The organism is Ruegeria sp. ANG-S4 (assembly GCF_000814005.1).
Lineage (GTDB): Bacteria > Pseudomonadota > Alphaproteobacteria > Rhodobacterales > Rhodobacteraceae > Ruegeria.
In genome coordinates this window covers 227,890-252,452 of the sequence record NZ_JWLK01000001.1, presented here as the reverse complement: position 1 = coordinate 252,452, position 24,563 = coordinate 227,890, and the positions used below count along the sequence as shown (strand labels likewise).

Genomic DNA, 24,563 nt, shown 5'->3' with positions numbered 1-24,563 from the left:
GTGCAAGCGCCGTGCTTCACGGATAGGTGGGGATGCGGCCCAAAAGCTCGTCCAGCTGGCGCCCGATCCAGCCGTGGGGTATGAAATGCCCCCCGGGATGGGTGTCGAGCGTGACCCGACCATTTGCGCAATCGGTCCATTCCACGCGCGTGAGCGTCAGGAAGGGCTCAACACTCCAATCCCCGCGCGGCGTCGCGCCGTTGCAGTCATACTTGGCTCGCCACAAGGCCACCGGATAGGTCGTATCGCCGTCGGGTCCAAACGGGAAAGCCATCACCGTGTCATCTGTTCCATGAACGTGCCGCACCTCGCGCGGGGCTTGGGGGCAATCCTCGGTTTGGCGGATTGATCCGGCAACAGCCAGCAAAGCCGTCGTGTCATTCCCCGACTGACAGACAAAACGCCACGCCATTGCTCCGCCATAGGAATAGCCCGAGACATAGATACGTTCGGGGTCTATCGGATAGCGCAGCGCCACATCGGCAAGCACCTGATCGGCAAAGCCCACGTCATCTGTGTCTGACGTCCAGAAATCCCACGTTTTCCTCAGCCCGTTCGGTGCCACCAGCAACACGCCCCGCAGCTTCGTGGCCCCGGCAATACGTTCATGGTTTACGACCACGGCGCCCTGCCGCGCCCAGCCGTGGAAATGCAGCAACACGGGCAGAGGCGTTTCGCCGTCCCACCCGTCCGGTTCCAGCACGTGATACGAGCGATCCCCGACCTGACAGGCGGTATCGCCATGGCAGGTCTCGACCGCGGCGGCGTGGGTGGCGGTCAGCAGGAAGAGGCAGAGTAGTCGATACATCATGCGCCCGACCCTAGCGAGCATCGTCGCGCTGTCACATAACATATTGGTGTAGGCCGGGCTTCAGCCCGGCAACCATCCATCGCCCATGGCGGGCTGAAGCCCGCCCTGCGGCCGATCAAGTCACAAAGCCGGCTGTCTCCAGCGCTCTTTCAAAGCATTTAGCGCTTTCGCAACAACCGTGGTACGATATCAAATCGTCGATTGGAGATGTTATGGATCGTGCAAAAAACGCGACGGAATGGGCGGCACAAGCGCGCTAAAAAATAGATTTAAGGAGTGAAATGATGAAACACCTTGCCTGGCCCGTAATTTGGTCGATGTTTTTTCTTCCGAGCGTTGTAACGTCCGCTCCATCCGGTGGGATGACGGAAGCGCAACTAACTGACCTTCTCAAAAATGGCGCAACTCTCCAATTGGGAGGCGAAGGTCAAGGTTACAGTGGCTCGTTAAAGCTAAATAAAAACGGGAAGGGCAACGGAAAGGCCAAAACAGTTGATGGCACTGAAATCAGCTTGAAAGGAACATGGTCCATAAAAGGTGACCAATTCTGCCGAAAGTGGAAGGGCATCGATGGTGGCAATGAAGTTTGCGAGACTTGGGTTTTAACCTCTCCCCGATCGGTTGACGTTTACAAGGGAGACCAAAAAATCGGCGTGAATTCTTGGTAGCGGTCACCCCACGGCAACCGCCAGTTTTTTCACCTACTCAAACCACCATGCAGGTTCGGCATGTCCAGTGCCGCGAACCCGTAGTGGCGCAGCCACCTCAAGTCTGAGTCAAAGAATGCCCGCAGGTCGGGGATGCCGTATTTCAGCATCGCGATCCGGTCGATCCCCATGCCGAAGGCAAAGCCCTGATAGACCTCAGGATCAATCCCGCCAGCGGCGATCACTTGGGGGTGCACCATGCCGGAGCCGAGGATCTCGAGCCAGTCGTCGCCCTCACCGATCTTCAGCTGACCGCCTTCCCACGAACAGCGGATATCGACCTCGGCCGACGGTTCGGTGAAGGGGAAATGCGACGCGCGGAAGCGCAGGTCGACGCCATCGACCTCGAAGAACGCCTTCACGAATTCTTCCAGAACCCATTTCAGGTTCGCCATCGAGATATCGGTGTCGATGGCCAGCCCCTCGACCTGATGGAACATCGGCGTGTGGGTCTGGTCATAGTCGGCGCGATAGACACCGCCCGGGCAGATCACGCGGATCGGTGCGCCTTGCAGCTCCATCGAGCGAATCTGAACCGGCGAGGTATGGGTGCGCAGCACATGCGGCGGGCGGTTGTCGCCCTCGGCGCGGTGCATGTAGAACGTATCCATCTCGGCCCGCGCGGGGTGATGGCCGGGGATGTTCAGGGCGTCGAAGTTGTGCCAGTCGGTTTCGATCCGAGGCCCTTCGGCCACCGAGAAACCCAGTTCGGCAAAAATCGCAGTCAATTCCTCGGTCGCCTGGCTGACGGGATGGATCGACCCCTGACGGTGCGGGCGCGACGGCAGCGTGACATCCAGCCATTCGGTGCGCAGACGCTCATCCAGCGCGGCGTCGGCGAGTGCGGCTTTCTTGGCAGCCAGGGCCGAGTTGATCTCATCCTTCAGGGCGTTCAGCGCCGGACCTGCGACCTGACGCTCCTCGGGTGTCATCTTGCCCAGTTCGCGCATCTTCAGCGCGACCTCACCCTTTTTGCCAACGGCGGCAACGCGGATCGCCTCAAGAACGTTTTCGTCGCCCGCCTCGGCAATCTGCCCCAGATATTTTGTCTTAAGATCGTCCATGACGCTTCCCGTTCCGGGCCTTCTGAATCCTGTTCAGGACCTGCTATCACAGCAGCCTGCGAAAGCAAGAGGGGGCGATTCAGGTTGTGGTCAGAACCGCCACCTGCGGGCCACTGCGCACAGGGCGGATCGTGTTGCCGTAAACGCCGGGATGTTCGCGCAGTTCAGGGAACAGATCGAACAGTTCGTCGGCGGCAGCTTCATCCAGCCCCGCCACGGCCTGCGCGCCAGGAAAGAAGCTTTCCGAGACCAGCCCGGAAGTTGTCACCAACTGATGCCGGTCAAAGAACAGGTGCACGTAGCGCACGATATCGCAGGGCGTCTGCGTGATGGTTGTGCCGTTGATCAGGGATTTGGCCGGGACAAGAATCTCATCCTCTCCGAACAGCAGCTCGGCCTGCCAGCCCGATATCAGCAACCGGTGCTGCGGGGAGACATAAATGTCTGTCTGCGCCCCCAAGTTTCCGGCTGAAATACGCACCGGCGCAAACCGGCCCTGCCCCCGAACAGTGCGATTCCCGACCCATTGCACCGGGCATGCGCCGTGATCGACGGTCAGCACCAGATCACCGGGGCGCAGCGTTTCAACCCGTCGCGGACCATCCGGCGTATCCACCAGTGTTCCCGATGTGAAACAGGGCGCGCCGCTGTCACCGGGTGACAGGGTGCCATAGACCAACGTATCCGGGTCGGGCTGGTTGAATTGCAGCGAGGTTGTGGTCTGGTTCGGCGAGACAAGAACCGGCAGGTTTACCGAGGTCTGCCCGGCAGCCAGCCCATTCTGGGCGACGATGTTCTGCGTACCGCCGCCAATATCATAGAAATCAATCACCTCATTTGTTGAGGTGTTGGTCAGCGCGAATGCTTCGTAATTGGTCGATCCTCCGCCATCCGGGTCCGTCAGCAGGATCGGGAAATCGTCGGCGGATATGACAAAGATCTGCTCGTTATTATCCGGGTCAATAAAGACCTGGGCGCCCGGTACATCGGTAAGCGGGATTTCGATACCGACCTGACCGTTCGACTGATAAAACGAAACCGTGAAATCAGCCGGGTCTTCTGATGAGCCGATCGAAACCTCAAGAAACTCTGCAACACCCGTCTGGGCGGCATAGGCATTTGAGTAGTGAAGCTCACTGATGCGGGCCATCGCTCTCTCACTCGCAGATTCCTAGGGTCAACTTAACCGCAGTTGCAGCGCAGGTTTCAAGCAGCGTTGCAGAAAACGGCAAATGATCAGCTAACAGCGATGCGCGGGCGCGTCACATTTTCCGCACCGAACGATCAGACATGTCCGATCAATAGCTGTATTCGGGATAGACCCGCGTCAGGTCGCCTTGCCAGTCGCCGGCGTAATGGTCCAGCAACTCATCTGCCGGTACTTTGCCTGTGTCGATGCTGTCCTTGAGCGCATTGAGGAAATGCGTCTCATCCTGAACCAGACCGCCTGCACCGGGACGGGCGCGAGAGGCGAGGCCCGCATCTGCGATGGAGACAACCTCACGCGCCAGATCATGCATGTTGATGTTGCCAACCTGCGCTTGCAGTCCATCCTTCGCGGCCTCGACCCGCAACGCCTCGCGGGTTTCGGCATCCCAGCCCTTGACCAGATCCCAGGCGGCATCCAGCGCGCCCTGATCATAGGTCAGACCGACCCAGAATGCAGGCAGGGCGCACAGGCGGCGCCAGGGCCCGCCATCGGCCCCGCGCATCTCCATGAATTTCTTGATTCGCGCCTCGGGGAAGGCGGTGGTCAAATGATCGGCCCAATCGCTAAGCGTTGGTGTCTCACCCGGCAGCGCGGACAGTTTGCCCTGCAAAAAGTCGCGGAACGACATGCCCAGCGCGTCGATATAGTGACCGTCGCGGTAGACGAAATACATCGGCACATCGAGCGCATATTGCACGTATTGCTCAAAGCCAAACCCGTCCTCGAACACGAAGGGCAACATCCCGGTGCGCGCATCATCCAGATGCCGCCAGATATAGCTGCGCCAGCTTTTCTGACCGTTGACCTTGCCCTCAAAGAACGGAGAGTTCGCAAACAGCGCCGTCGCGACCGGCTGCAATGCCAGTGCTACGCGCAGTTTCTGCACCATGTCAGCCTCGGACCCGAAATCGATGTTGACCTGAACCGTACAGGTCCGGCGCATCATGGCCCGGCCCATGGTGCCGACCTCTTCCATGTAGTCATTCATCAGCCGATAGCGCCCTTTGGGCATCAACGGCATCTCATCATGGGTCCAGATCGGGGCCGCGCCCAGTCCGATGAAGCCCACACCGATTTCGTCGGCAATGTCCTTCACTTCACGCAGATGGGTGTTCACCTCGTCGCAGGTTTCGTGGATCGTCTCAAGCGGAGCACCGGACAATTCCAACGCGCCACCCGGTTCAAGGCTGACATTGGCACCGTCCTTTTCCAGGCCGATCAGGTGACCCGCCTCGCGCACCTCAGCCCAGCCGTGACGGTCGCGCAGCCCCTCAAGCACGGCCACGATCGAACGCGTCCCCTCAAACGGCAAAGGTTTCAGGGTATCTTTGCAATAACCGAACTTTTCATGCTCGGTCCCGATGCGCCAATCCGCTTTGGGCTTGCACCCGGATTCCAGATATTCGGCCAGTTGTTCATGGCGTTCGATCGGTCCGCCGCCGGACTGGGGGATGGACATGAACCGTGCTCCGATCCTGATGTGTCTGTCTTGACGGTCAGTCCTGAGCGTAAACCGCGCCCGTGTCAATGCAGCCTGAGATGCGCGGGGCGCGAGGGCGTACGCTCCCAAATCACCACCGGATGCGCGGCCCCGCCGTTTAATTCCGACAACATCTGTTCGGTTTTCAGGCCCGGGAGGGCAGAGAAGACGTCAAACAGCGCCTCGGCCCCTTCAGCATTCACCGGAATGTGAAGGACGGGCTGGCCCGGTTGTTCCAACACCCACAGCGCCGGGCTGGAGGTTGGATCAAGCGCCAGACGCTCGATTTCACGGGTCGCAACGATGCCGCCGTCCAAAGGGCCCAAATACGTGATCTGACCTTCGTCAATGGACACAACGCCGGGACCCCCCGCACCGGTGCGGAACCGGGCGCGTTGGATGCCGATGACGGCCAGCGCAATCGAAACAACCACCAGGACCCACCCGATCCAACCCAGCAGACCACCGGGGCCGCTGATCCAGCTGAAGCCCAACAGCAGGACAAACCCGGCCACCAGGACCTCGCGCCACCGCCACAGGGCCAGTTTGGCTTCGGGTCGAAAGAAACTCATGCCGGGTCCTTTGGGTTTTTGAACAGAATCAGCGAATACTGTCCTGCAGGTCTGAATCCAATAGCGATATAAGCACGCGCCGCAGATTCGGAAGCCGCAAACAGCACCGCGCGGGTCACGCCTGCGCGACGCGCCTCCGCCAAGTGAAGCGCAACTGCCAATTTGGCATAGCCGCGCCCGCGCAGATCAGGGGGCGTGTAGACGCCCCCAACCTGTACGGTTTCGGGCAATCGCGCGTTGAACCCGGTCATTCCAACCGGGCGGCCATCGATCAGCAATACCTTGTGCGTGTTGCGCTCAATATACGCCGCGATGTCCTTGGTTCCCTGTTGTTCCGCGCGTTCCGGCTCGAAATCCATCGCTTCGATCAGATAGCTGCGCCGCCAGGCTTGTGTGACAGTACGATCAACATCACCCAACGGAACCAGTTCGGCATCTCTGGCATCGGGGATCACAAGCTGGTTGAGGTCCAGTGTAAATCCCGGTTCATCGCTGTTCAGGGTTGCGGGGCGATCATCCCAACCGGCAAGGCGCATGATCTGCCGTGCCTGCGCGGCCTCGCCCGCTATTCCGAACAGCGCTTGACCCCGGATCAGTCCTATGGCCTCGGTCAATTCCCGGTCCGTACAATCGGGGCATTGCGGAAGCACCATACCTTCATTTGTGATGCTGAAAACAGCGCGCGGAGCCTCACCCAGCACCCATGCTTTCAACGCGCGCGGACGCGATCCGTTCAATCCAAACTCGCGCAGATTTGTCAGCGGGAACATCGAGCTCTGGATGTGTCCAGACAAGAACGCATTGATTGCTGGCAGATCGCTGTCCTGCGCAGCGCGCCACATCACGCCCAATCCCCCAAGGCCTGCTGCCACATGGTCATCGCTGCAACTGCGGCGGTGTCGGCGCGCAAGATGCGGGGGCCGAGGCTCACCACATGCGCATAGGGCAATCGGCTCAAACGCTTGCGCTCTGGCTCAGAAAACCCGCCCTCGGGGCCAATCAGAATGGCCCAAGGCTGACCTTTGTTGTTTGCAGACAGACGCAGGGCAGAGCCAACCTCGGCCTCATCGCAGAACATCAGCTGGCGGTGATCGGGCCATGCGTCTAGGACGCGATCAAGACGCTGCAATTCCGCGACCTCGGGCACAAAGGTGCCGCCACATTGTTCAGCGGCTTCAACCGCATGCGCCTGCAAACGGTCCTGACGGATACGCTCGGAATTCGTGAACTCGGTCTGGATCGGCATGATCCGGGCCGCGCCCATTTCAGCCGCTTTTTCGACAATGAAATCTGTTCGTGCCTTTTTGATCGGAGCGAACAAAAGCCACAAATCGGGCGGCAGCTGCAAGGGTCTTGTGCGTTCGACGCACGTCAGCATGCCGCCACGTTTCCCGGCCTCGGCTACCTCGGCCAGCCACTCTCCGTCTTGGCCGTTAAATACCGCCACTCGACGCCCAACAGACAGACGCATAACGCCGAACAAGTAGTGGGCTTGGTCGCGCGTCAATTCTACGGATTGCCCCTGACCCAGAGCGTGCTCTACATACAGTCTGATCTTTGCACTCATGAGACACTACATATGCAAGGCAATGCCCCAACACCAGACGGTCAGGTCGCCGATGCCGTAACCGGAAATTGGGTGGACTCTTACGCGCCCATTTTCGCAAGGCCCTACCTGCGGTTGAGCCGTGCGGACCGCCCGATTGGCACGTGGCTGTTGTTGATACCCTGCTGGTGGGGTCTGGCGCTTGCGATTCTGAGCGATGGCGACCCCAGGTGGGAGGACCTGTGGATCGCCATCGGATGCGCAATCGGAGCGTTTCTGATGCGTGGCGCAGGCTGCACTTGGAACGATATCACAGATCGTGAAATTGACGGCAAGGTCGAACGGACCCGGTCGCGCCCGATCCCCTCGGGCCAGGTGAGCGTGCGTCAGGCCGTGATCTGGATGGTCCTGCAATGCCTGCTGGCGTTCCTGATCCTGCTGACCTTTAACCAAGCCGCCATCGCTATGGGGGTATTGGCCCTGCTGCCCGTCACGATCTACCCCTTCGCGAAACGGTTTACATGGTGGCCGCAGGCGTTTTTGGGGTTGGCCTTCAACTGGGGTGCATTGCTGGCCTGGGCGGCTCACAGCGGCAACATCGGCTGGCCAGCCCTGATTCTGTACCTGTCCGGGATCGCCTGGACACTGTTCTACGACACGATCTATGCCCATCAGGATGCCGAAGACGATGAACTGATCGGGGTGAAGTCCACCGCCCGGCTGTTCGGCACCGACACTGCCAGATGGTTGAAGTATTTTCTGGTTCTGACTGTTGGCATGATGGGATTGGCCATCATAGATGCAGGACTGCCCCAAGCGTCGATTCTGGCCTTGGCCGTAGCGCTGGCAGGACCTTGGGCCATGGGGTGGCACATGGCGTGGCAATTGCGCGGGTTGGACACCGAAGACAACGGCAAACTTCTGCAATTGTTCCGCTCGAACCGCGATACCGGCCTTATTCCGCTTATCTTCCTTTGCGTCGCGCTTTTGCTCTGATTGCACCTCTGGCTTGGGGTCTGTATGAGTCCGGGGCCAGACGACTTAGGAGTCTCAATTCACCTCATGCGCCTGCCCTACGCGATTGCCGTTGCCCTGATTTTTGCCGTGTCCGCAGTGCTGTCTCTTGTAGGCGCAGGGTTGGCAGTCAGCAAAATCGAGGACGCGTCAGAAATGGCGGTCCGCCGCGCGCTTGACCTTCAGGGCCATGATTGGGCCGAGGTACAATCTGACGGGCTGCGTGTTGTCCTGACCGGGACCGCCCCGAACGAGGCCATTCGCTTTAACGCCCTGACTGCGGCGGGAACCGAGGTCGACACCTCACGCGTTATCGACGAGATGGAGGTTGAGCCTACCGCCAATCTGGCTCCTCCGAAATTCTCAGCCGAGATCCTGAGAAACGACTCGGGTATTTCGTTGATCGGATTGATTCCGACCAGCGAGGACCGGGATGCCCTGATGGCACGGTTGGAAAGCCTGGACTCGGATGTGCCGGTTTCCGATTTGATGGAGACCGCGGATTACCCCGCGCCCAAAGGCTGGGACGATGCGCTGGATTTTGCGATCAAGGCGCTGTCAGATCTACCCCGTGCCAAGATATCGGCCAGTCCCGGTCTGGTTCGCATCACTGCAATTGCTGACAGCCAGAACGAAAAAGAGCGGCTTGAACAAGACCTCAGCCGCGCCGCGCCTCCGGGCCTTCGGATTGGTCTGGCAATTTCCGCCCCGCGCCCCGTGATCACGCCATTTACGCTTCGGTACCTGATCAATGAGGATGGCGGGCAATTCGACGCCTGCTCGGCCCAGGATGAAGACGCCCGGGATCAGATCATTGAGGCCGCGCAGAACGCCGGTCATACCGGGCCCTATTCCTGCACCATTGGTCTTGGCGTTCCGTCACCAAACTGGGCCACGGCGGCCCAACTGAGCATTCAGGCCTTGTCCCAACTTGGATACGGCACCGTAACCCTGTCTGACGCCGACATCACATTGGTGGCAGCGCAGAACACGGACCCCGCGCTGTTCGATCGAGTTGTAGGCGAGTTGGAAACAGCCCTCCCCGATGTATTCGTTCTGCACGGTGTTTTGCCTGAACCGGAAACCGAGGAGCAATCGGGGCCGGTTGAATTCACCGCGACCCGCAGCCCCGAAGGTCTGGTGCAGCTGCGCGGCCGCCTTGGCGACGAATCGCTGCGGAACATGGTGGACAGCTTTGCACAGGCCGCGTTCGGTTCAGAACAGGTCTATTTGGCCACGCGGGTGGTAGACGATCTGCCCGCCGACTGGTCCGTGCGCGTTCTTGCCGGGCTAGATGCGTTGTCGCAACTCCACAACGGCGCCCTGACAGTTACCCCCGAAATGGTCGAGCTGACGGGCATTAGCCATGACCCCGATGCGAAAGCGCGCATCACCGGTCAGCTGTCCGAACAATTGGGCGACGCCCAGGACTTCAACCTCTCGATTACCTACGTTGCGCCACCTGAACCCGAAGACGCACTGCCTGATCCCGAGCAATGCGAAGAACAGATCGCAGATATTCAGACCAGCAGCAAAATCGCATTCGAACCGGGATCGGCCACCATTGCAGCCGACTCACGTGATACGGTCAATCGGATCGCCGATATTCTGCGCGAATGCGGCCCCATCAGGCTTGAGATTCAGGGGCATACCGACAGTCAGGGGCGCGAGGAAATGAACCAGCAACTGAGCCAGGCCCGCGCCCAATCCATTCTGAATGAACTGCGCGGCCGGCGCATCCCGACCTCCAGCTACACCGCCGTGGGCTACGGCGAAACCCAGCCCATCGCGGACAACGACACCGAGGAAGGGCGCGAGGAAAACCGCCGGATCGAGTTCACGCTGATCCGCCCGGAGCCGACGACGCAGACGGAAACCGGGCTCGAAGCACTCGAAGCCGGGTCGGAAGAAGCAGAAGCCGAACCATCGGACACGGACGCACCCGATACGGATGCAGAGGAACAGTAAGTTGAACAGAACCGAATTTGTTATCGCCACAGCCATTATCCTGTTTGCGGCCTTCTGCATGGGGTGGTTCGCCAACTGGCTTGCCCATCGCCTGTCCCGCGTGCGCCAAAGCGACGTGGCGGATCTGGATCGCATGAGCCAGGAATTGCACGAGGCCGAGGAAACCCGCGATCAGGCGATCACCTATCTGCAACAACGCGAGGCTGAACTGACCAATCAGTTGACCCAAACCGAAGCGGAATTGTCGGCGGCGATGGACGGATTGCGCGCGGCCCGGCAAGAGGCCGAGGAACTGCGCGGACGCATCAACAACGCGGACTGAACACGTTACCAGCGCGTCAGCGCATCTTCGTCTTCATCCTTGGCGGCAACCCATTCGGCGCCGGACCGTGTGATTTCCTTCTTCCAGAACGGTGCGCGGGATTTCAGGTAGTCCATCAGGTATTCGGCCGCTTCAAAGGCATCCTTGCGATGCGGCGCGGCGGTGGCGACCATCATGATCCGATCACCGGGGGACAGTCGTCCATGACGATGGATAACCAACACATCGCCCAGCGACCAACGCGCTTGGGCCTCTTGCGCAATCTTGGTCAGGGCGCGCTCGGTCATGCCCGGATAGTGCTCAATCTCCATCACATCCAGATCGCCACCGGCCAAATCACGAACGACACCCGTGAAGGTCACAATCGCCCCGTTTTCGGCACTCCCCTCGGCAAAGGCATTGGCCTCGGCCCCCAGATCGAACGGGTCTTCCTGAACGACGATCCGCATCCGGTCAGCCGCCCGTCATCGGAGGAAAAAACGCCACCTCACGTACGCCCGAAAGCGGTGCATCAAAATCTGACAGTTCTTGATCCAGCGCGACGCGCAGGGCTGAGATATCGGCGAAGGCCGCGGCATATCGATCTTCGCGCGCGCTCAGCTCAGCCACAAGGTCCGAAACCGTGGCCGCACTGGTTTCAACGCGTTCCTTCGGAATGCCGATACGCTCGCGCACCCAGGCGAAGTAAAGCACGTCCATCCGTTAGTTCTCCTTCAGGTGAGGCATGGCTTTACGTAGGTAGTCATAGCCGGTGATCAATGTCAGCGTTGCGGCGATCCAAAGAAGCCACAGTCCGATATGGCCTGACCAGTACATGCCGCTCAGGTGCCAGCGCAGATGATTGACATCCTCAACTTGGCCCGCGATCACCTGCTCGACCAGGGCCGCGTCCATGCCATAGGTGGACATCACGGCGTAGTGCTCAAAGATACCCTGGGAAAACAGAACAGCAATGGCGACCATCTGCGCTGTCGTTTTCCACTTGGCCAGTTGTGTAACCTTCAACGTGCCCGCCACATCGCCCAGATATTCGCGTAGACCCGAAACAAATACTTCGCGGAACAGGATCACGGTGGCTGGCAGAACCAGCCACGGTGTCCAGCTGTCCTCGGAATATCCCACCAAAATCATCAGCGCGATCACCACCATGGCCTTGTCCGCGATGGGGTCCAGCATGGCGCCAATCTTGGTTTCTTGCTTCCATGCACGCGCCAGATACCCGTCGAACCAGTCGGTGATTGCCGCTGAAAGAAACAGGATCAGGGCAAACCAGTCCGCATAAGGCCGGGTGAAATACAGAAACATTACGGCCAGACCGGGGGCTGCCAACAAACGCAAGACGGTCAGGATATTCGGCAAGTTCCACTTCATGTCACGGACCCTACATTGCTGGTTCGGGACAGAAAAGATAGGGCCGCAAAAAACTGCACCGTTCCCAATCGCTTGGTTGTGGCTGCGCATCGCTTGGTTCCCCTCGAATTGCCCTTGGCCTTGGAACGGTTTGCCGCCAGATTGCACCCGAGAATCTCCAAAGGCCTGATCTTGATGACACCGCGTATCCAAACCGATCCCAGATCCAACCTGATCGGCAGCGGATGGATGATTGCGGCGATGGCCTGTTTTGCTGCCGAAGACGCCATGTTGAAAGGCGCCTCAGCCGTTTTGCCGATCTGGCAGATCCTGTTGCTGTTCGGCCTTGGCGGGTCGATCATCTTTGGGTTGGTCGCTGCGATCCGGGGGTCGCGCCTGTTTCAACCAGATGTCCTGTCACGACCGATGATGATACGCGTCGTCTTTGAAATTCTGGGGCGGCTTTTTTATGTTCTGGCCATCGCGCTGACCCCGCTGTCATCGGCCACGGTTATCCTGCAGGCAACGCCGCTGGTCGTTGTTGCAGGCGCTGCCGTGGTGTTTGGCGAAACCGTGGGGTGGAGAAGGTGGAGTGCCATTCTTGTCGGAATGATCGGCGTGATTATCGTGATCCAACCCACGGGGCAGAGCTTTTCTGCGCTGTCGATCCTTGCCGTGCTGGGCATGCTGGGCTTCGCGGGGCGCGATCTGGCCAGCCGGGCGGCCCCCGCGACGCTGAGTACCGAGGTTTTAGGATTCTACGGCTTTCTCTGCGTCATTGTTGCGGGACTTGCCTTTAGGGTCTTCGAAGGTGCTCCGGCGCAACCGCTATCTACGGTCACCGGTTTGCACCTGACAGGTGCGGTGGTCTTCGGCGCGATCGCTTACAGTTCGTTGATGAAAGCGATGCGGACTGGCGAGGTATCTGCTGTGACCCCGTTCCGATATTCGCGTCTGCTGTTCGGGATCGGCCTCGGCGTCGCAGTGTTTGGCGAGCAATTGGACCAGACCATGTGGATCGGCAGCACCCTTATTGTCGCGTCGGGCCTGTATATTCTTTGGCGCAGTCGGCGCGTTTAGCCTTTGTCGTGGAAGAAGTCATACACCTTCTGCGCCAGCCCCGCCGAAATTCCTTCGACCGCTTTAAGGTCCGCCAGGTTGGCTCGGCTGACGGCTTTGGCACTGCCGAAATGCGCCAGCAGTGCCCGTTTCCGTGCCGCGCCAACTCCGGGGACTTCGTCCAATGGGGTTGCTCCGACCGCCTTGGCCCGCTTCGCCCGGTGCGTTCCGATGGCAAACCTGTGGGCCTCGTCCCTTAGGCGCTGAATGAAATACAGAACCGGGTCGTTTCGTTTCAGGGCGAAAGGGCGCTGACCTATTCGGTGGAACTCTTCCTTGCCGTGGTCACGGTCGATGCCCTTGGCGACGCCGACCATCGGGATATCCTCGACCCCATGTTGCGCCATGATTTCATGCACGGCGCTGACCTGCCCCGCGCCGCCGTCGATCAAAAGCAGATCGGGCCACAAACCCTTGTCGCGGTCCGGGTCTTCCTTTTGCAGGCGGGTGAACCGGCGGTTCAGAACCTCTTTCATCATACCGAAGTCGTCACCCGGGGTCAGGTCATCCCCCCGGATATTGAACTTGCGATACGCGTTTTTCATGTACCCTTCGGGTCCGGCAACGATCATGCCGCCGACGGCATTCGTGCCCTGTATGTGGCTGTTGTCATAGACCTCGATCCGCGCGGGAGGCGCATCCAGATCGAACGCCTCGGCAACGCCACGCAGCAATTTGGCCTGTGTGGCGCTTTCCGACATGCGCCGCGCTAAAGACTCGCGCGCATTGCGCAGGGCACCAGCAACCAACTCCTGTTTCTCTCCCCGCTGGGGCACGAGGATTTCAACCTTGCGCCCCACCTTTTCACTCAGCGCATCCTGCATCAGATCAGCGTTTTCGATCGCATCTGAAAGGATCAACTGACGTGGCGGTTCCTTGTTGTCGTAGAACTGGCCAAGGAACGCTTCCATAACCTCAGCCGCTGATACGTCCGCGCCGACACGCGGGTAAAAGTCCTTGTTTCCCCAGTTCTGATTGGCGCGAATAAAAAACACCTGAACGCAGGCTTGCCCACTGTCCATGTAAAGGCCGATCACGTCTGCTTCGGCAACGCCCCGTGGATTGATACCTTGTGACGTCTGAACCTGGGTCAGCGCCCGGATACGATCACGCAGTCCAGCTGCGCGTTCGAACTCCATCGCTTCCGACGCCGCCATCATCTGTTCGGCCAAATCCTCCTGCACCTTGGTCGAACGGCCCGACAAGAAGCGTTCCGCATCCCGAACACTTTCGCGGTAATCCTGTTCCGAAATCAGCCCGACGCACGGGCCCGAACAGCGCTTGATCTGATAGAGCAGGCAAGGCCGCGAGCGGCTTTCGAACATCGAGTCCGAGCAATTGCGCAGCAAGAACGCCTTTTGCAGCTGATTCAGCGTTCGGTTCACAGCACCTGCGCTGGCAAAGGGTCCGAAATAGGCCCCCTTTTCCTTCTTGGCACCGCGATGTTTTTTGATCTGGGGAAACGCGTGGTCCTTGGCAACCAGGATGTTCGGAAAGCTTTTGTCGTCGCGCAGCAGAACGTTGTACTTCGGCTTCAGTTGCTTGATCAGGTTCTGTTCAAGCAACAGCGCCTCGGTCTCGGTCCTTGTGGTCAGGAACATCATCGACGCAGTGGATGCGATCATCCTTTCGATCCGACCCGAGTGCCCCGGTCGCGCATAATTCGATACCCGGGCCTTGAGATTTCGCGCCTTTCCCACGTAAAGAACCCGACTGTCGCCATCCAACATGCGATAGACGCCCGGCGAGCTGTCCAGCGTTTTCACATAGCGCTGGATACAGGCGTAACCGGTCGGCTGGCCGTCGGAACTTGATTCGTGCTGAGGCGTCATGACCATGAAATATGATTCTCTGGCGATGGCTGCAATCTTGTGCGCTTCAGATCAAGAGGAAACAAATCCACGGTTTCTGTGGATAACTGTGCAGATAAGTTTTTGGCGCATCAGATTTTCCCTTAATTTATTGCCGCTTCCCTAATCTGCACAAAAAATAGGCAACGTACTAACATACTGTTTTTAAAAGAAATTTTTTTCGATAGGAAACAAGTATATGAAAAAAAAGACATTTTTGTAACGCGCGTGTAACAGAAAAGCGAGCGGTGCAAAACTCATGCCGATTTTGCCTATTCGACCCCTAGAACGTCCGCCGTTTGCCAGACCAGATGCTGACCCCCGTCAACACACAGCAACTGCCCGGTCACGGCTTGAGCGTCCAGAAAATACCCCAACGCCGCAGTGATATCCGAAGGGTTTGCACCGCGTTCCAAAACGGTGGCTTGACGCTGAGCATTGAAATGGCTTTCGCTCTGCCGGTGGCCCTGCAAGGTCGGGCCGGGACCGATGGCGTTGACCCGGATCGCCGGGGCCAATGCCTGTGCCGCGGTTTGTGTCAAAGCCCAAAGACCCATTTTGGCGATCGTGTAAGTCATGAACTCGGGCGTCAGTTTTCGCACCCGCATATCCACCATGTTCACGATCAGACCGGATGCCACCGGTTCGCCCATCGCGTCCTTGCCTGGCTGCAGGCCCTGTTCCGCCATGGCTTGGGTCAACACGAACGGTGCGCGCAGATTGCTTTCAATGTGACGGTCCCAGCTGTGCCGGGTCGCCGTTTTGACATTGTCGTACTCGAAGATCGAAGCGTTGTTGACGAGGCAGGTGATCGTTCCGCCCAAGGCATCAGCGGCACGCGGCAGCAATGTGCTGACCTGATCTTCGTCCAACAGATCGGCGTGCAAAGCCGCTGCAGACTGACCCATTGCGTGGATGTCGGCGACGGTTTCCTTGGCGGCTTGTCCGGAACTGGCGTAATGCACGGCAACGTCATATCCGCGCTGCGCCAGATACAGCGCCATCGCCCGCCCCAACCGCTGTCCGGCACCGGTTACCAAAGCTCGGTTCATTGGGGCCCCCGTTCTGTTAAATTAAGCCAGCAGGATAGCAACGTAGACCACATAAAGCAGGGTCAATACCATTCCCCAAATTCGTGTGATGTCTTGTTTGAAGAAAACAAACGGCACCAGCAAAAGCGACGCGCCCAACATGACCCACAGGTCGAAATACAGGAACTCAGGATCCACAGGGATACGGCCAAACAGTGTCGCGATGCCGATAATGGCCAAAAGGTTGAACATGTTCGAACCGATCACGTTACCCAACGCGACGTCGGCTTGCCTGCGCAATGCAGCCATCACGGTGGTGGCCAACTCGGGCAACGAGGTGCCGACCGCAACCAGCGTCAATCCGATCACCGTTTCGCTGACGCCGTAGTATTTGGCAATAACCGTGGCATTATCGACCAGCAAATGCGCGCCCATCGGCAGGCCGATCAGGCCCAGGATCAGGTAGATCGACAGCTTCCAGTACGGCATGTCCGGATCGACCTCTTCGAGGCCTTCCAATTCATCATCATCTGCACAGGCTTTGCGGTGCGCTTTCGCCTCGCGAAAGGCGTTCCACAGCACCAGTGCCAACGCCGTCAGCAGCACCGCGCCGCTGATCAGGTTGAAAACGCCAAAAAAGGCGAGCGCAATGAACAGGACCGACGCGATCAGCATGAACACATAGTTCTTGCGACTGTCGCATTCGCTTGTGTGCAACGTCGCCAAAAGCGCGGGCAGGCCCAGAACAAGAAGGATATTGGCCGTATTCGAACCGACAACATTACCCAGCGCGATGCCCGGGGCATTCTCTTTGATCGCACTGATGGCGATAAGCAGTTCCGGTGCCGAGGTGCCAAACGCCACAATCGTCAGGCTGACGATCAGTGCCGGAACCCCCAATCGCAGGCTGAGGTTTACGGCGCCCCGAACAAGCGCGTCCCCTGCCAGCAACAAGATCACGAGGCCAAGGCCGGAAAGCAGCCACGCCGTCATCGGCGGCCTCCTTTTTCACAGGGACAAGGGCCTTTTCCGATCCGGAACCGCCCACAACGCGGGCATTTGGCGGAACTCAGGCGCCGCTGACCGGGGAAACGCAATTTGCCGAACATCGCCAGCACACCCATGCCAATCAGAAACAGAAAAACGACCTTTATGATCACGTCACAAACCGAAACGCGCAAAAGCTGCCCGCTCCTCCAGACCGGCGACAGTGTCCTGTACAATTGCTGTTCCAAAGCGCGACCAGATTGCCTTGCGAAGACCATAACGGCGGAATCTGACCTTGTCGCCAAACCTTTCCTGCATCTTGGGCTTCAGATGCGCGACGCCGTCAATCAGGCCAAGCTGTTGCGCACGGCGCGCAAGCCAGACCTCTCCGTTGAACAAGTCGGCGCTTTCGTCCAGCTTGCCCGCGCGGCGGGATTTGACATGGTCGATGAAGTTGGCGTGGATATCGTCCAGCAAGACCTTCAGGCGCGCTACATCCTCTTTCTTTTCCGGTGCGAACGGATCCAGCATCGACTTGGACTGCCCGGCGGTGTGCACCCGCCGCTCGACCCCTTGCCTCGCCAAAAGGACATGGGCACCAAAACCAGACGAAATAACGCCGATGGAACCAAGGACCGAGCTGTCATCCGCCCAGATTTCATCCGCTGCCGCCGCCAGCCAATAGCCACCGGAAGCGGCCACATCCTCGACGAAGGCATAAACGGGAATGTCCAGTTCGTCCGCCAGCCGCCTGATCCGCGCCCCGATCAATGAACTTTGTACTGGCGATCCACCGGGTGAATTCACTTCGATCGCAACTGCGGCAGGCTTTCCCTTTCGGAATGCTTTTTCCAAGACAGGCGCCAAAGACGTGTCGTTCAACGAGGCCCGACCGGCCATGCCGATCGCACCGGACAGACGGACAATGGCCACGAGCGGCGGCTTTTTGACAAACGGCAGGCTGAGTTTCATGGGTGCCGATGTAGAGTGCGCCCCACCCCGAAACAAGAGAGCGTTCGGATCATAGGCGTCGGGACAACCAAAATAGCACACGCGACAGACAAAAATGCAACGCCCTAATTGCGGATGCGCCAACCGGTTTTGAATATCCAGCCAATGATTGCCAAACACCCACCAGTGAAGGCGAGGATTGCCAAAAGGCTGAACACAATCGGCACATCCGACAGTCCATAGAAAGACCAACGAAAGCCCGAGATCAGATAAACCACCGGATTGAACAGCGTGATTGTCTGCCACAAGGGCGGCAGCATCGAGATCGAATAAAAGGTTCCCCCAAGAAAGATCAAAGGCGTCACGATCAGTTGCGGCACCAGGGACATCTGCTCGAAGTTGCTGGCCCATATGCCGATAATGAACCCCAACAGCGAAAAGCTGAGGCAGGTCAGGATCAAAAAGGCCGCCATCGCCAGCGGGTGCTCGATTCTTATGTCCACAAAGAATGTGGCGGTCGCCAGGATGACCAACCCTACGAACAATGATTTGGTCGCTGCTGCGCCGACATACCCGACCACGATCTCTATGAAATTGACCGGGGCGGACAGCAATTCATAAATCGTACCCAGAAATTTCGGAAAGTAGATTCCGAATGAGGCATTGGAAATCGCCAGCATCACGACCGACAACATGATCAGGCCCGGCACGATAAATGCCCCGTACGAGACCCCTTCGACCTCTTGAATGCGGCTGCCGATTGCGGTCCCGAAGACCACGAAATACAGCGAGGTCGACAGGACCGGCGACAGGAAGCTCTGCGCCAGCGTGCGAAAGAACCGGGCCATTTCGAAGCGATAGATGGCTGCAATTGCGGTCCAGTTCATGCGGGCTCTCCCGACACCAGATTGACAAAGATTTCCTCAAGGCTCGACTGACGGGTCTGAACATCTCGCAACACCAAGCCAGTTTGGGCGACATCGTTCAGCAACGTGGTGATCCCCGTCCGCTCGGCATTTGTATCGTAGGTGTAGATAAGCACATCGCCCGCACCGTTCAGTGTCAGGCCATGGTCAGACAAGGCATCGGGAATGGCGGCAATGGGCTCGGTCAGCATGACCTCGATCTGCTTCTTGCCCATCTGTGCCATCAGCGCGTCCTTTTCTTGCACCAACAGCAGTTCACCTTTGTCAATGACGCCAACGCGGTCGGCAATGGCCTCGGCCTCTTCGATATAATGCGTGGTCAGAATGATGGTGACACCGGCCTGTTTCAGTTCAGCCACGATCTGCCACATGTCCTTGCGCAGTTCGACATCCACCCCCGCTGTAGGTTCATCCAGAAACAGAATGCGGGGCTCGTGCGCCAGTGCTTTGGCGATCAGAACGCGGCGCTTCATGCCACCGGACAACTCCTTGATTGCGTTCTTGCGCTTGTCCCACAGCGAGAGCTTGCGCAAAATTTCTTCGATCCGGGCATTGTCGCGGCCATGTCCGAACAGGCCGCGCGAAAACCTGACCGTGTTCCAGACCTTCTCAAACGGTTCAAGGGCGATTTCCTGTGGCACCAATCCGATCATCTTGCGCGCCGCGCGAAAGTCCGCCTGGATGTCATAGCCGCCCACCGTGACGGTGCCCGAAGTCGGCGTTGTGATCCCGCACACGGTTGAGATCAGAGTGGTCTTGCCTGCGCCATTGGGGCCCAGCAACGCCAGGATCTCTCCTTCTTCGATCTCCAGCGAGACGCCTTTCAGCGCCTCAAACCCACCTGCGTAAGACTTGCGCAGATCCTTGATGGAAAGAATGGTCGTCATGCTGTTCCCTCGTCCCGCCTGGTTCCGGCAGGTCCTTTACGCACATACCATTGCGCGTTTCGGGAAAACAAGCGCCCATCATCAACACCCGATCCGCCCCTTCATCTGGCCAAAAATATCCCGGGGGTTGAATTGGCCGCAGGCCAAGAAGGGGGCTGGCCCCCTTGTTCGCTACCTATCCGCCGCGCACCGTGTCGATCATCAATTGAACGTTTTCCGGATCGGCATCGGGTGTGATCCCGTGTCCAAGGTTAAAGATGTGCGGCCCGTTCGAGAATGCCTGAACAATCGAGCGGGTCTCGTCCACCAAAGCCTGACCCCCTGTGACCATATGGGACGACGCCAGATTGCCCTGAACGCAGCCGTCCGCCTGAACATGCGCAGCCGCCCAATCGGGCGAAACGGAGTTGTCGAGGGCCACGCAATCCACCCCGGTCGCTTTGGCAAACCCGACATAGCCCTCGCCAGCCTCACGGGGAAAGCCGATCACTGGAATTCCAGGATGGCGATCTTTGATGGCCTGCGTGATCGTCCGACAGGGCGCCACCGCGTATTTGTCGAACGCCGCGCCTTTCAGCGACCCGGCCCAACTGTCGAAAATCTTGACCACCTCTGCCCCCGCTTCGATCTGAGCAGACAGGTATTCGATCGTGGCCTCTGTAATCCGATCGAGCAGCGCCTCAAACAACGCTGTCTCCTGCTCGCGCAAAGCATGGGCCGGACCCTGATCCGGTGTGCCACGTCCCGCGATCATGTAAGTCGCAACCGTCCACGGCGCACCGGCAAACCCGATCAGCGTGGTCTCGGACGGCAATGTGCGCGACAGGATACGCACGGTTTCATAGACCGGTGAAAGCGTTTCGTGGATCGCGTCGACGGGTTTCAAGACATCGAAATCCGATTTCTGCGTGATGGTCGACAACCGGGGCCCTTCGCCGGTGACGAACCACAGATCGGCGCCCAGCGCCTGCGGAACCAACAGAATGTCAGCAAACAGGATCGCCGCATCAAATCCATAACGGCGAATGGGTTGCAGCGTGACCTCGGCGGCAAGCTCGGGGTTGTAGCACAACGACAGGAAATCCCCGGCCTGTGCCCGTGTGGCGCGGTATTCCGGCAAATACCGCCCGGCCTGCCGCATCATCCAGATCGGAGGAACGTCCTGAACTTCACCTGCCAGCGCCCGCAGCAGCTTTTTTTTGTCGGCCATTCCCGCCCTCTTTTCAAAACACGACGCAACGGGTCGGCCCTGAGCGGCAATTTGTCAAGCGCTCCACCCATTGTCAGGGCAATGTGCCGCGACTAAAGCAGAAGACATGACCCTGACCCTTCCCACTCCCGCCGCACCCTTGAAGATCGGAACGCGTGGTTCGCCGCTGGCGCTGGCCCAGGCGCATGAAACCCGGCAACGATTGGGCGCGGCTTTCGACTTGCCCGAGAATGCTTTCGAAATCGTGGTGATCAAAACCACGGGTGACAACCGCACTCTGATCGATGCGGACCGACCGCTGAAGGAAATCGGCAACAAAGGTCTTTTCACAAAAGAAATTGAAGAAGCGATGCTGCGCGGCGAAATCGACATCGCGGTGCATTCGACCAAAGACATGCCGGTCGAGCAACCGCATGGCCTTGTGCTGGATGCTTTTCTGCCGCGCGAAGACGTGCGCGACGCCTTCATTTCACCGCAACTGAGCACGCTGGACGATCTGCCCGAGGGAGCAGTGGTTGGCACCTCGTCGCTTCGACGACGCGCCCAATTGCTGAACCGCCGCCCGGATCTGAACGTTGTCGAGTTTCGGGGTAACGTTCAAACCCGGCTGAAAAAACTGGCCAACGGGGTTGCAGACTGTACATTTCTTGCAATGGCCGGTCTGCGCCGACTGGAAATGCACGATGTCCCGGCGACGGCGATTTCACCTGACGCCATGTTGCCGGCAATCGCGCAAGGGACCATCGGGATTGAACGGCGCGCAGAAGACATCCGCGCCGCAGGCTTGCTCGAGGCGATTCACTGTACCCAGACGGCCCAGCGCCTTGCTGCCGAGCGCAGCTTGCTGGCTGGGTTGGATGGATCTTGCGAAACTCCCATCGCTGGATTGGCCGAATTCCGAGACGGCGGCCTGCGCTTGCGGGGTCAGGTTTTGCGCCCGGACGGGTCCGAGGCCATTTCAGAATCTATCGAAGCCGCGGCAGAAGACGGAATCGATATGGGTCGTGAGCTGGCAAATTCCCTATTGAAACAAGCGGGTTACGGTTTTTTTGAATGGAGAAGCTAAAATTTTTACCTTAATGTGAACTTCTTCACTGAACTCGTTTTCGCGATGCTACAGTATGAGGGTGTTCCGGTTCGGATGTTAGATCAGTCTCGAATATATCGAAAGTTTTAACCGGTTTTGTTTTAGATAGTATTCGAGGGGGCGAGACCGATCCATCTGACCGAACACGGCGGGCCGTTGCGTGAAAACGCAACGGTCCGTTTTGTTTTGGATATCAGCTTCCTGTTTGCACCCTTGCGCCGCTATCGTCTGCGCTGTGATGACTGAATATGGCCGCACCCGACCGAGTTTCCGCACGGAAATCTGCCACTCTGCCCGGAATCGCCCGATAGAACCTTTCAAGGCCCGGCTCAATGTCGCTCGCCAGGGTCAGGCATTCTTGGCACAGGCCATACACCTCCGCACGCGTTCCACGTTTTTGGATTGCCAGTAACAGGGATTGGTGTGTTTTCCGCAGTTTTTTGAATCCGCTGGATTCTGCCATGTCGCGGTCTCCGACCAGCACGAACACAGGTTCCGGTTTGGACTTTCCCTTCAAGTCGACAAACCCGGCTTCCAGCAGGGCGAGTTTCTGTCCAATTTCCCCATAAACCGAGTTCGAAATCAAAATGTCATAATCCACATGTCGACAATTCTGCTCCAGCCTCGCGGCAACATTCACGACATCGCCAATGACCGTATAGTTGAACCGGCTGCGCGATCCAATGTTACCCACACAGGCCACACCAGAGGCGCACCCCGTGGCCAAGGCAATCTGGGGTCGCCCGTGCATGATGGGCGAGGCGTTGAACGTGGCCAGAGCCTTGCGCATTTTCAGCGCCGCCTGCGCCGCCCGAACCGGATGATCCCGAACCGGCACTGGCGCATTCCAGAATGCCATGACGGCATCCCCGATGAATTTATCGATCGTGCCATGCTCGAACAGGATTTGATCGCCGAGTTCCGAAAACAGAGCGTTCAATAGTGTAACAAGATCGGTTGCAGAGACGGACTCGGATAATGGAGTAAAGTCGCGGATGTCCGAGAACATGACCGTGATGTCCTGGGTCTCGCCTCCCAATTGCAACTGATGGCCGCTGGCTTCCATCTCGTCCAGAATCTCGGGCGCGACATAGTGCGAAAATGTCCTGCGAATGACACGTTTCTCACGCTCGGTCGAAACGAACAGGTATCCTGCCAAAAGCCCGAAATTGGCCATCCCGCCTGCCAGGGGGAAGGTCGCGTCAAACAACACCGCGTGGTTCTGAAAGGCCAGCCAACTGATCCCCATCACAGCGGCAGCCGCGACACCACCTGCAACAAAAGATGCGACCGCGCCTACGCGGGACATTACGAATGTCACCACCATACCCAGAATGACGAAGGCAAGCAGTTCAAGCGCGGCGGTGACGTCTGACCTGCTCAGCGTATCGCCAAGGATGATCTGTTCAATAATCTGGGCGTGGATCGACACACCGGGAACAGCCTCGCCCAGCGTAGTTTCCTGCATATCGAAAAGGCCCGCCGCCGAAGTTCCGACCAATATGATGCGTCCCTCGATCTCGGACCGCAGACCCGGGTCATCGTCATGTTGCATTATATCATCGGCAGAAATGTAAAGACCGGGATGGTCCCGTCGATACCGCACCCAGACTTCGCCGTTTTCCGTCGTCGGCAGCAGGAAATCACCGACCCCGACGGCCAACATGATGCCAGCTTCGTCCTGTGATCCTTCAGCAAAGTAAACCGGCTCGCCCATGGCAACCCGCAGCGCTTCGATACCCAAGCCCGGCATTACGCCACCGGGGCCGGACCACAGCAACGGTACACGGCGCACCACGCCCGAACCGTCCAGGGGCGAGACATTCACGCCGCCGATTCCGATCGCGTCCTCACCCAAGGGCGGCGCAAGTGGTGTCCAGTGCGGAACCGAGACCAAACCGGCGGCGGGTTGATCCCCGATCTCGACCAACCCTGCCTTGGGGGTGACAATGGTGCCACTGTCGGTCGACCTGGCGGCAACGCCCAAAACAACGGGCCAGTTGGAAATTTCGGCGCCAAATGCAACGTCGTTGTCCAGGGTTTTGGCGGACGGATCAGCTTGCAATAGCCCCGTCAAGGCCGGGTCCTGCATCAGACGAGACACGCTATAGCGGTCTGGCTCGGCAAAGAGCATGTCGAACGCAATCGCGGCTGCCCCATACTCACCCAGTCGGCCGACCATATCCGCCAGTTGCGTGCGCGGCCAGGGCCACTGGCCCCAGGTCGTAAGGGACTTCTCGTCGATATCAACAACACGAACCGGAAGATCGGGGTCATAAGCCCGTGGTGAAATCCGCTGCAGGACATCGAAGTATATGAACCGGGACATTTGCACCGGATAGGGATCCAGAACGCGAATGAAACACCCAAACAGGATCAACCCCAGCCCGACCAACCGAAAGCCCAGCCGCCGCGCAACCCTTGCTTTGGTGTTACCTGCCACGCCAACCTCCCGCAGGCCGAGGGGACAA

The 24,563-nt window shown here is 58.7% G+C and carries 24 protein-coding genes; 6 read left to right on the top strand and 18 right to left on the bottom strand.

The genetic code is table 11. The features are described from left to right. Positions 1 to 16: 16 nt before the first annotated feature. Entirely contained in the window at positions 17 to 811 is a 795-nt protein-coding gene (locus RA28_RS01310; RefSeq protein WP_152611985.1) for an alpha/beta hydrolase family esterase, read from the bottom strand. Between the two features lie 284 nt (positions 812 to 1,095). On the opposite strand from RA28_RS01310, the gene RA28_RS01305 reads away from it, so the two are divergent. Continuing rightward, a complete protein-coding gene (locus RA28_RS01305) occupies positions 1,096 to 1,479 on the top strand; it encodes a hypothetical protein (protein ID WP_039525483.1) in 384 nt (127 codons plus the stop codon). Positions 1,480 to 1,508: 29 nt separating this feature from the next. Here RA28_RS01305 and pheS read toward each other — a convergent pair whose 3' ends face one another. The 6 genes from pheS to RA28_RS01275 all read right to left on the bottom strand — a co-directional run bounded on the left by pheS (position 1,509) and on the right by RA28_RS01275 (position 7,411). Next, on the bottom strand, positions 1,509 to 2,582 hold the full coding sequence (gene pheS, locus RA28_RS01300; protein ID WP_039522885.1) for a phenylalanine--tRNA ligase subunit alpha: 1,074 nt from the start codon (positions 2,580 to 2,582) through the stop codon (positions 1,509 to 1,511). A 79-nt stretch (positions 2,583 to 2,661) separates the two neighbouring features. Beyond that, positions 2,662 to 3,732, bottom strand: a complete 1,071-nt coding sequence (locus tag RA28_RS01295; RefSeq protein WP_039522880.1) for a Hint domain-containing protein — start codon at positions 3,730 to 3,732, stop codon at positions 2,662 to 2,664. 148 nt (positions 3,733 to 3,880) lie between these two features. Beyond that, on the bottom strand, positions 3,881 to 5,251 hold the full coding sequence (locus RA28_RS01290) for a glutamate--cysteine ligase (RefSeq protein ID WP_039522877.1): 1,371 nt from the start codon (positions 5,249 to 5,251) through the stop codon (positions 3,881 to 3,883). 65 nt (positions 5,252 to 5,316) lie between these two features. After that, positions 5,317 to 5,844: a hypothetical protein gene (locus tag RA28_RS01285; protein WP_039522875.1), complete on the bottom strand. Its 528-nt coding sequence runs from the start codon at positions 5,842 to 5,844 to the stop codon at positions 5,317 to 5,319. Next, on the bottom strand, positions 5,841 to 6,716 hold the full coding sequence (locus RA28_RS01280; RefSeq protein ID WP_241481043.1) for a GNAT family N-acetyltransferase: 876 nt from the start codon (positions 6,714 to 6,716) through the stop codon (positions 5,841 to 5,843). Before RA28_RS01280 ends, RA28_RS01285 begins: the two co-directional genes overlap by 4 nt. Further along, complete coding sequence (locus RA28_RS01275) at positions 6,686 to 7,411, bottom strand: 16S rRNA (uracil(1498)-N(3))-methyltransferase (RefSeq protein ID WP_039522870.1); 726 nt, start codon at positions 7,409 to 7,411, stop codon at positions 6,686 to 6,688. Before RA28_RS01275 ends, RA28_RS01280 begins: the two co-directional genes overlap by 31 nt. 12 nt (positions 7,412 to 7,423) lie before the next feature. On the opposite strand from RA28_RS01275, the gene ubiA reads away from it, so the two are divergent. The 3 genes from ubiA to RA28_RS01260 all read left to right on the top strand — a co-directional run bounded on the left by ubiA (position 7,424) and on the right by RA28_RS01260 (position 10,694). Continuing rightward, the gene (gene ubiA / locus RA28_RS01270; RefSeq protein ID WP_039522867.1) at positions 7,424 to 8,386 is read left to right on the top strand and encodes a 4-hydroxybenzoate octaprenyltransferase; all 963 of its coding nucleotides are present in this window, start codon (positions 7,424 to 7,426) and stop codon (positions 8,384 to 8,386) included. 66 nt (positions 8,387 to 8,452) lie between these two features. Beyond that, positions 8,453 to 10,372 (top strand): OmpA family protein, encoded by a 1,920-nt coding sequence (locus tag RA28_RS01265; RefSeq protein ID WP_039522863.1) that lies wholly within the window; start codon positions 8,453 to 8,455, stop codon positions 10,370 to 10,372. Between the two features lies 1 nt (position 10,373). Then, the gene (locus RA28_RS01260; RefSeq protein ID WP_039522860.1) at positions 10,374 to 10,694 is read left to right on the top strand and encodes a hypothetical protein; all 321 of its coding nucleotides are present in this window, start codon (positions 10,374 to 10,376) and stop codon (positions 10,692 to 10,694) included. A 5-nt stretch (positions 10,695 to 10,699) separates the two neighbouring features. Here RA28_RS01260 and RA28_RS01255 read toward each other — a convergent pair whose 3' ends face one another. From RA28_RS01255 to pgsA, 3 genes are read right to left on the bottom strand one after another with little or no spacing between them, the layout of a single operon-like run. Beyond that, positions 10,700 to 11,143, bottom strand: coding sequence for a molybdenum cofactor biosynthesis protein MoaE (locus RA28_RS01255; RefSeq protein WP_039522857.1), 444 nt, complete (start codon positions 11,141 to 11,143; stop codon positions 10,700 to 10,702). Positions 11,144 to 11,147: 4 nt separating this feature from the next. Further along, positions 11,148 to 11,393: a molybdopterin converting factor subunit 1 gene (moaD, locus tag RA28_RS01250; RefSeq protein WP_039522855.1), complete on the bottom strand. Its 246-nt coding sequence runs from the start codon at positions 11,391 to 11,393 to the stop codon at positions 11,148 to 11,150. 3 nt (positions 11,394 to 11,396) lie between these two features. After that, positions 11,397 to 12,065 (bottom strand): CDP-diacylglycerol--glycerol-3-phosphate 3-phosphatidyltransferase, encoded by a 669-nt coding sequence (pgsA, locus tag RA28_RS01245; RefSeq protein ID WP_039522853.1) that lies wholly within the window; start codon positions 12,063 to 12,065, stop codon positions 11,397 to 11,399. A gap of 174 nt (positions 12,066 to 12,239) precedes the next feature. Between pgsA and RA28_RS01240 the strand changes: the two genes are divergently transcribed. Next, positions 12,240 to 13,124, top strand: a complete 885-nt coding sequence (locus RA28_RS01240; RefSeq protein ID WP_039525479.1) for a DMT family transporter — start codon at positions 12,240 to 12,242, stop codon at positions 13,122 to 13,124. Here RA28_RS01240 and uvrC read toward each other — a convergent pair. The 7 genes from uvrC to hemE all read right to left on the bottom strand — a co-directional run bounded on the left by uvrC (position 13,121) and on the right by hemE (position 21,005). Continuing rightward, a complete protein-coding gene (gene uvrC / locus RA28_RS01235; RefSeq protein WP_039525476.1) occupies positions 13,121 to 14,995 on the bottom strand; it encodes an excinuclease ABC subunit UvrC in 1,875 nt (624 codons plus the stop codon). The genes RA28_RS01240 and uvrC overlap by 4 nt on opposite strands. A 290-nt stretch (positions 14,996 to 15,285) precedes the next feature. Further along, positions 15,286 to 16,065, bottom strand: coding sequence for an SDR family oxidoreductase (locus RA28_RS01230; protein ID WP_039522851.1), 780 nt, complete (start codon positions 16,063 to 16,065; stop codon positions 15,286 to 15,288). Positions 16,066 to 16,086: 21 nt separating this feature from the next. Beyond that, the gene (locus RA28_RS01225) at positions 16,087 to 17,037 is read right to left on the bottom strand and encodes a calcium/sodium antiporter (RefSeq protein ID WP_039522849.1); all 951 of its coding nucleotides are present in this window, start codon (positions 17,035 to 17,037) and stop codon (positions 16,087 to 16,089) included. Positions 17,038 to 17,205: 168 nt separating this feature from the next. After that, complete coding sequence (locus RA28_RS01215) at positions 17,206 to 18,003, bottom strand: S49 family peptidase (RefSeq protein WP_039522844.1); 798 nt, start codon at positions 18,001 to 18,003, stop codon at positions 17,206 to 17,208. A gap of 104 nt (positions 18,004 to 18,107) precedes the next feature. Continuing rightward, positions 18,108 to 18,869: an ABC transporter permease gene (locus RA28_RS01210; protein ID WP_039522842.1), complete on the bottom strand. Its 762-nt coding sequence runs from the start codon at positions 18,867 to 18,869 to the stop codon at positions 18,108 to 18,110. Beyond that, the gene (locus tag RA28_RS01205) at positions 18,866 to 19,795 is read right to left on the bottom strand and encodes an ABC transporter ATP-binding protein (RefSeq protein WP_039522839.1); all 930 of its coding nucleotides are present in this window, start codon (positions 19,793 to 19,795) and stop codon (positions 18,866 to 18,868) included. Before RA28_RS01205 ends, RA28_RS01210 begins: the two co-directional genes overlap by 4 nt. A 175-nt stretch (positions 19,796 to 19,970) precedes the next feature. Next, a complete protein-coding gene (hemE, locus tag RA28_RS01200) occupies positions 19,971 to 21,005 on the bottom strand; it encodes a uroporphyrinogen decarboxylase (protein ID WP_039522837.1) in 1,035 nt (344 codons plus the stop codon). Between the two features lie 106 nt (positions 21,006 to 21,111). Here hemE and hemC point away from each other — a divergent pair, with 106 nt between their 5' ends. Then, entirely contained in the window at positions 21,112 to 22,071 is a 960-nt protein-coding gene (gene hemC / locus RA28_RS01195) for a hydroxymethylbilane synthase (RefSeq protein ID WP_039522835.1), read from the top strand. Between the two features lie 214 nt (positions 22,072 to 22,285). Here the strand turns inward: hemC and RA28_RS01190 are convergent, their stop codons facing one another. After that, positions 22,286 to 24,535, bottom strand: coding sequence for a CHASE2 domain-containing protein (locus RA28_RS01190; protein WP_241481042.1), 2,250 nt, complete (start codon positions 24,533 to 24,535; stop codon positions 22,286 to 22,288). Positions 24,536 to 24,563: the final 28 nt, after the last annotated feature.